General features: G+C 37.2%; 9 protein-coding genes. 8 read left to right on the forward strand and 1 reads right to left on the reverse strand.

The features are described from left to right. The 6 genes from RLO81_RS15020 to RLO81_RS15045 all read left to right on the forward strand — a co-directional run. Nucleotides 1-567: hypothetical protein (locus tag RLO81_RS15020; RefSeq protein WP_350113341.1), on the forward strand; the 567-nt coding region annotated here is incomplete at its 5' end. A gap of 194 nt (nucleotides 568-761) precedes the next feature. Continuing rightward, complete coding sequence (locus RLO81_RS15025; RefSeq protein ID WP_350113344.1) at nucleotides 762-1,391, forward strand: hypothetical protein; 630 nt, start codon at nucleotides 762-764, stop codon at nucleotides 1,389-1,391. A gap of 306 nt (nucleotides 1,392-1,697) precedes the next feature. Continuing rightward, nucleotides 1,698-2,123 carry a DUF8192 domain-containing protein gene (locus tag RLO81_RS15030; RefSeq protein WP_350113347.1) on the forward strand — a complete coding sequence of 142 codons (426 nt, stop codon included), beginning with the start codon at nucleotides 1,698-1,700 and terminating at the stop codon, nucleotides 2,121-2,123. 454 nt (nucleotides 2,124-2,577) lie between these two features. Further along, on the forward strand, nucleotides 2,578-3,210 hold the full coding sequence (locus RLO81_RS15035; protein WP_350113350.1) for a hypothetical protein: 633 nt from the start codon (nucleotides 2,578-2,580) through the stop codon (nucleotides 3,208-3,210). 81 nt (nucleotides 3,211-3,291) lie between these two features. Beyond that, the gene (locus RLO81_RS15040; protein WP_350113353.1) at nucleotides 3,292-4,254 is read left to right on the forward strand and encodes an NAD(P)-dependent alcohol dehydrogenase; all 963 of its coding nucleotides are present in this window, start codon (nucleotides 3,292-3,294) and stop codon (nucleotides 4,252-4,254) included. A 40-nt stretch (nucleotides 4,255-4,294) separates the two neighbouring features. Continuing rightward, nucleotides 4,295-4,945 (forward strand): hypothetical protein, encoded by a 651-nt coding sequence (locus RLO81_RS15045; RefSeq protein ID WP_350113356.1) that lies wholly within the window; start codon nucleotides 4,295-4,297, stop codon nucleotides 4,943-4,945. Nucleotides 4,946-4,982: 37 nt separating this feature from the next. Here RLO81_RS15045 and sucD read toward each other — a convergent pair whose 3' ends face one another. Beyond that, the gene (gene sucD / locus RLO81_RS15050) at nucleotides 4,983-5,858 is read right to left on the reverse strand and encodes a succinate--CoA ligase subunit alpha (protein ID WP_350113359.1); all 876 of its coding nucleotides are present in this window, start codon (nucleotides 5,856-5,858) and stop codon (nucleotides 4,983-4,985) included. 293 nt (nucleotides 5,859-6,151) lie between these two features. On the opposite strand from sucD, the gene RLO81_RS15055 reads away from it, so the two are divergent. After that, a complete protein-coding gene (locus RLO81_RS15055) occupies nucleotides 6,152-6,484 on the forward strand; it encodes a hypothetical protein (RefSeq protein ID WP_350113362.1) in 333 nt (110 codons plus the stop codon). A gap of 110 nt (nucleotides 6,485-6,594) precedes the next feature. Beyond that, on the forward strand, nucleotides 6,595-7,274 hold a 680-nt coding region (locus RLO81_RS15060; RefSeq protein ID WP_350113365.1), incomplete at its 3' end, for a hypothetical protein.

Consider the following 7,274-nt stretch of genomic DNA (forward strand, 5'->3'; position numbering starts at 1 on the left):
CTGATTAGAACTTTTAATGCACTTCAAAGTCATCAAGGAGAGGAATTGAATAATGCCTTTGAACTGCTAAGAAAAAGAAGAAATGTTATTATGCATTCTTCTCCCGAATTCGATATTTCTCCAAAAGAACTCATTGAATCAACAATTCAAATTATTTCTCTTTTTGAAGGTGATGATCAATGGTGGAGTTTAATAAAACAATATCATGTTGATCACCCATTGTTTGGATGGTCTGATTACGATTATGAGTTATCTCATTTACTTTTTAGACTTCAATTCATTAAAAACTATTCAACTTTAGGATATTTGAATAGATACACAACAGTAGAATTAAAAAGCCGAAAGTATCTCTGTCCCTATTGCACCAAATATTTGACAGATCTTGGATATTCTGAAGAAGAAATACCAAGGTGGAGCTTTCTCAAACCGAATAAACCAACTTCTAACGCCATATTTTGCTTTAGTTGCCAGCAAAATTTTGAAATTGAGAGAGAACCATGCCATGAAGATGGTTGTAAAGGAAATGTTTTATATGAAGGACTTTGTTTGACTTGCAACAATTATTAAAACAGAAGGTAACAAATGCTATGAATGAATGGGAGGTTATCGGTCAGGATATTTTCGTGGGGATTGGAAAGTCCGCCACAAGTTTTAAATTTAAATCAAGGAGTGGCTATGTGGTAAGGGAAAAGATTTTGCTTTCTAATCCCCACTCATCATATCTGAGCGTTATGCTCCATTTTGTATTTCACTAAATATCTATGAAGAGAACATATATTGTAATCTATTTTATCCTTGTATCATTAACTGCAACTGCTCAATTCGAAGGAAAAATTACTTATAAAAACAGTTTTGAATGGAAATTAAATGATGGACTTACGGATGAACAATTTACCGCTTATATGGGTAATAAAATGGAGTATTACATAAAGGACTCTTTCTATAAATCAGTTTCTAATGGAATGTACTTTAATGAGCAGATTTATTCTCCACAAATGAATAGATTATATAACATCGTTAGTGATTCCGACACTCTAATATGGATGGATGGGTCTATTAATTCAGACACCATTATTAATTATTCAATCAAAGAGACAGATGAAAGAATTCTCGGTTATAAGTGCAAGGTTTTCATAATTGAAACAACTCAAGGAACAGGTAAATATTACTTTTCAGAAGAGTTAAATATTGACCCTAAACCATTCGAAAATCATCATTATGGTAATTTTTCACTGGTAACATCACAAACAAAATCTCCCAGCCTTAAAATTGTTATAGAAAACAAAAGATTTACCTTGAATTTTGAAGCCTCAAAAATAGAAGATATGAAATTGAAAGATTCATTTTTTCAAATACCAGACTTACCTTCAAAGGAAACTCTTATTTATTGATTTTAGGAGCATAACATGGCCTAGCAACGCATATGCTTAAGTGCTTTACTGTATAGTGATTGCTATTCGCCCATTCATTCTGTGTTTTCATTTTTGGCTTTAAGTGGTAGGTCTTCCTTTGTTAACTTTCAGTGTGTAAACCCTCGAGCTCCCGATAACTATCGAGACGGGCGGGAAGGGGTGCAGAAAGGTCTTTGCCAAAGTCTTCGCAACTTGGCTCAAAACACAGAATTCATTACTTTGCGTGCAAATCGGCTTAGGTGGCACACAGCGCGCTAGCCGGGTTAGCTGCCATAAAAATCGCAAATGAAACTTGCAATAATCATATTAACCTTTGTGTCACACTTTTGCTTTGGACAGCAAGTATTAATTGATAGCTGTGGAACAAATGACTCTCCTTCTTTAAATAGCCATGAAGTTCAATATTTTAATAAGTCATTAGAAAATCAACGGAATCAATCAGGCTTCGATTTTCGAAATAAGAAAATTGGTTTTGCTTATGGTAATTTTGGTAAAGGTATCATTTCAAAAAAAGAATATTTTGACAAATGGGGGCGTGATTACTACAGAAGTGGTCATGGGGTTGTTGATATTCTTCTAGTGTTGACTAATGAAGAAAAATTAAAGTCAGGTGGATATGATGCTATTGTAGTTTCATGGTCTAAAACTGGAATCTACGGAAAACATCGCGATAAGCTAATTGAAAAATTAAAACCGAAAAAAGGCAGCTAATATGCTTTAAAAGCGCATTTGGACTTCACCATGCGAAGTCCTTAAATCTTGGGTGCGACTCGGCCGCACGTTTTGGGTAAGCATTTCACATCCACTTTCATCTCTTAACTTGTGGAATACTTATAAGTATGAGGTATTTGCTCATACACACATCCACGCTGCACGTCCCTGCGTGAGTCTCCGCTTCTCTACGATTTCAAGCTGCTTGTTTCTCAACTTGCCTGCATGAAGCCGTTTTGGGTATAGGCTGGCTAAGCTCTAACCTAAATCGTTCTAGTTGCATGCCCTGAAATCATCTTACAAATGTGCCATAACCAAACACATCACCTTCAACCATTGCAAGCCTTATATTATTCCATTCAGATAGAACTGAAAATAAGAGTAGGGCTCCTTTGAACATCAAATTCTAAAACTATAGGTGATCTGCATTGTTTTAACACTAAATTTGAAACAAGTGATAAAATATTACCTTCCGTTTATTCCCATCATCGGCATGGGGGCTTACCTCCTTGTCTTTAGCATTGCGGCTATAGACTATCCTGGTGGCTCTATCAATAAAACATCGGCAGACGGTTACAGCTTCTTCCATAACTTTTTATGCGATGTAATGAATCCTGTAACGCAAGGTGGCAAAGAAAATAGCGCAAGGGGTATGGCCATTATTTCACACCTGATTTTGAGTTTTACGATGATTACCTTCTTTTACCTGCTCCCAGAAATCTTTGCCCATAAGAATAGAAACACCAACCTCGTTCGGGTTTTTGGTGTCATTACCATGACCGTTTTCATCTTTATGTTTACCGAATATCATGATAGCATTGTAACGCTTACCGCTATCCTCGGCACAGTAGCACTCGTTCCTTTCTTTTTAGAATTAAGAAATTATCCAAATAAAGGCTTAAAACAGCTCGCCTATGTGTGTTACGCATTAAGCGTGATTGTATTTTTTATTTTCGAAACAAAAATCGGCTTCTACTACCTCCCCTTTCTTCAGAAAATAACCTTTGCTTTTGACGCCTGGTGGGTTATTTGGGTGTGCTGCATCGTTATCCGCAAAAATCAATCAGCCAAACTGGTATTGAACTAGTTAGCATCAATTAATGCCATTTATCATAGTTCTCCTAAATTGAGGTGTTCAATCTCGTTCACAATGTTAATTGACTAAATTATGAGAGCAGCAATAAGAGAAGAATATGGCCTCCCGGAAGTAATAAACATTAAAGAGGTGGATCCACCGAAACCCAAAAAAGATGAGGTGCTTGTTAAAGTGTATCATACTACTGTAAACAGAACTGATTGCGGTGTTTTAACGGGTATGCCTTATGTATTTCGATTTTTTATTGGTCTGATAAAACCTTCCAAACGTATTTTAGGGACTGACTTTGCCGGTGAACTGGTAGAAATAGGTTCGCATGCTAAAACATTCAAACCTGGTGATAGGGTATGGGGCTTTCATGATGAAGGACTGGAATCGCAATGCGAGTACATGACAATAAAAGAGTCTGCCGCGATAGTTTCTATTCCAGAAAATTGTTCATTCAAAGAAATAATCGCATGTGCCGAGGGTGCGCATTATGCGATTAATTTTTTAAATAAAGTGACTATTCACACTGGCAGTAAAGTTTTGATTAATGGCGCTACCGGAGCAATAGGCTCAGCAGCCTTACAGCTATTAAAACTTAAAGGTGCCCATGTAACTGCCACTTACAATACCAAAAATTTGAATTTAATCAGGGAGTTGGGTGCTGATGAACTCATCGATTTTGAGAAAGTGGACTTTACGCAACAAAAGAATAGAACGTTTGATTTTATTTTTGATGCTGTAGGTAAGAGTTCATTTGGCAAATGCCAACACCTTCTCACGCCTAAAGGGGTCTATATATCCTCGGAGTTAGGCCCCAAAGCCGAAAACATCTATTTGCCATTATTAACGAAACTCAAAGGTGGCAAAAGAGTAAAATTCCCGTTTCCATCCAATATTAAAAGCTCGCTAAAACGAATGAACCATTTGGTATCTACAGGAAAGTATAAACCTGTAATTGACAGGTCGTATCCTCTCGAAAATATAGATGATGCCTATCTCTATGTTATGTCTGGCCAGAAGACAGGTAATGTGGTAATTGACATATAGAAACAGGGAAATTGTTAACTTTTAATATCAACAGAAAATTATGAATTTACAAAAATTAGGTGGCCTGTCGGCCATTACTCAAGCCATCATATACCTATTTGGTTTTATCATTTACGGTGCAGTGTTGAACTATTTACCGGCTAATTCCACGGCTTCTCAAACGATAGCTCATTTATCAGAAAATCAATTATTACTTAGCATCACCAACCTCATAATTTACGTTTTGTTCGGCATTGTATTAGCTGTTTTGGTGCTAGCCATTTACGAGCGAACTAAAGGGGAAGCTTACCTAAGCAAATTAGCAGCAGTCTTTGGGTTTGTATGGGTTGTATTGGTTATCGCCAGCGGCATGATTCTCAACATTGGTTTAGCCGCTGTAATTAAGAATGGGATAATCAACCCTGAAGAAGCTGTTACACTCTGGAAAATGGTAAATATCATGGGCGATAGTCTTGGTGGCGGGAACGAAATTGTTGGAGCACTATGGCTTATCTTTTTAAGTATTGCAGGCTTTAAGTCCAATACGCTACCTAAAGGCCTGGTATATTTCGGTTTACTGATAGGCGTTTTTGGTGTTTGTACAATTTATCCATACTTCATCTTTGCCGAGCTATTCGGAACAACTCAAATCCTATGGTTTGTCTGGGTAGGTGTTGTAATGTTAAAGTCTCAGCAACAAAAAAGCCTCTGAAATTCAGAGGCTTTACATGTATAGTTTTAATTAGGTTTTATTTACCTTGTGCCTTCAACATCGTTTCACCAATATTTGCAGGTGAAGCCACTACGTGAATGCCACATTCATCCATAATTTTCATTTTAGCGGCAGCCGTATCATCTGCACCACCAATGATAGCGCCTGCATGGCCCATGCGCTTACCTTTCGGAGCTGTCTGGCCAGCGATAAATCCAACAACCGGCTTTGGATTGCCTTGTTCTTTAATCCAACGCGCAGCTTCAGCTTCGTAGTTTCCTCCGATCTCACCGATCATCACAATGGCTTCAGTTTCAGGATCATTCATTAACATTTCTACGGCTTGTTTGGTAGAGGTACCGATGATAGGATCACCACCAATACCAATGGCGGTAGAAATACCTAATCCGGCCTTCACCACCTGATCAGCTGCCTCGTATGTTAACGTACCTGACTTAGATACGATACCTATTTTACCTTGTTTGAAAACGAAACCTGGCATAATACCCACTTTTGCCTCACCTGGAGTGATAACACCTGGGCAGTTAGGCCCCACTAATACCACATCTTTACCCTTTAGGTAATTCTTGGCAGTAACCATATCTTTTACAGGAATACCTTCTGTAATAGCAATAATTACTTTTATACCTGCATCTGCTGCTTCCATAATGGCATCTGCTGCAAATGCCGGTGGAACAAAGATAATTGACACATCAGCGCCAGCTTGTTCTACTGCATCTTTTACAGTGTTGAATACAGGTTTATCGAGGTGCTTCTGACCACCTTTTCCAGGAGTTACACCACCTACTACATTTGTACCATATTCAATCATCTGACCGGCATGGAAAGTGCCTTCTGAACCGGTGAATCCTTGTACGATTACTTTAGAATTTTTATTTACTAATACGCTCATGTGTCGCTAGATTAATTTTTGTGCAAAAATAAAATTTTATGTGGGTTAACCAAAGATAAATCACAGGCTTATCTGTACACCAAACAGAAAAATAATCGCTTTAAAACGTAACCTTTTTTTGCGTACAGGAACGATCGAATGGTGTTCAATTACGAACAAAAACCAAATTAGATGAATTTATAACTTTCTGATTATCAATATATTAATTACTTGGCATGAGTGTTGGTATACTGTTAATGGTCAAAAATCGCTCTAAAGAGTTTAGGGCAAATTCAAAATAAACAACAACGGTCATGAAATTTATCAGAACAAACAAAAGAGCAATTGCCGGGGCTTTGGCAATACTCTTTTCAGCCCCGGTATTCGGTGGCACTATGGAAATCAAACCCAAAGAGGAAGAACTCAAAGATAAGGCAAGTAAGATGGAGATGGATCCATTTTTTAAACGAAGCCTTGAAAACAAGCAACCCACCACCTACAAAATTTACAATCAGCAAGATGAATTAGTTTACCAAAGCACACCAGGCATTTCAAACGATCCTGATGTTAAATTGGTGAAATTGCTTAATGGCAGTGATTTCCTTCTTGCTGATGAATCGATTTCATATTTCAGATTAAACGATTAGTTTTTTCACAGTTTAGGTTGAACGGAAAAAGGGACTGATGAGTCCCTTTTTCATTGATTAACGTTTAGTTAACTTTGCATTTTATTTTTCTATTCGGTTAATCAGATACTTTGAAGAATTTCAAATTTACTTCAACCATCATTCTTTTGCTTTTAGCTTATGGTTTTGTCAAGGCTTCAGAATATTATCCTGATTCAGTTCTTGCTGAAATCTATTCTGACAGGCACGATATGAATGGCAACCGGATACATGACATCCCAAAGCTTGATTCCATTTTGCAAAAAAGCCTTTATGAAAATGATTCATTAAACATCTATCTCTCTTATCTCAATCTTGCTTTTGCCCATTCAAAGTCGGATGGCAAAGAGATGCTCGATAATATCCTCAATGCTTCCCGCTACAGGCCTCATAAGCCAGAATGGATTGAAGGCTACTTAAATCTAACTGAAGCCATTGCGTACCAGAACTTAAGAAAACTGAATAAATCCATCGATAAATTATGGCAGGCAAAGAAACACTTTAACAGTGGCAATAAAATTTATATGGCCATAATTACTCAGCAACGATTAGCCTACATTTCGGGAATCACTGGCAACATTAAAAAGTCATATGAGCTTTATTCAGAATCATATTTACAAATTGACTCGCTGATTCAAGCACAGGATAAAATAGGTGAATTGTTAGAAATTGGGTTGCTCAACCAAATAAATGTTATCTACTTAAAAGAAAATCGACTTGATAAGGCAAAGAGCACTGTTTTTGAGTTACTTGATAAGGCAAAAAAGCTCAA

The sequence above is a fragment of the Fulvivirga sp. genome, from assembly GCF_040220315.1.
GTDB lineage: Bacteria > Bacteroidota > Bacteroidia > Cytophagales > Cyclobacteriaceae > Fulvivirga.

What these genes read in the sequence shown, in the direction of transcription:
- RLO81_RS15055 (WP_350113362.1), top strand. Translation starts at nt 6,152, where the DNA reads ATGAAATTTATCAGAACAAACAAAAGAGCAATTGCCGGGGCTTTGGCA.
- RLO81_RS15040 (WP_350113353.1), top strand. Translation starts at nt 3,292, where the DNA reads ATGAGAGCAGCAATAAGAGAAGAATATGGCCTCCCGGAAGTAATAAAC.
- RLO81_RS15025 (WP_350113344.1), top strand. Translation starts at nt 762, where the DNA reads ATGAAGAGAACATATATTGTAATCTATTTTATCCTTGTATCATTAACT.
- RLO81_RS15030 (WP_350113347.1), top strand. Translation starts at nt 1,698, where the DNA reads ATGAAACTTGCAATAATCATATTAACCTTTGTGTCACACTTTTGCTTT.
- RLO81_RS15045 (WP_350113356.1), top strand. Translation starts at nt 4,295, where the DNA reads ATGAATTTACAAAAATTAGGTGGCCTGTCGGCCATTACTCAAGCCATC.
- sucD (WP_350113359.1), bottom strand. Translation starts at nt 5,858, where the DNA reads ATGAGCGTATTAGTAAATAAAAATTCTAAAGTAATCGTACAAGGATTC.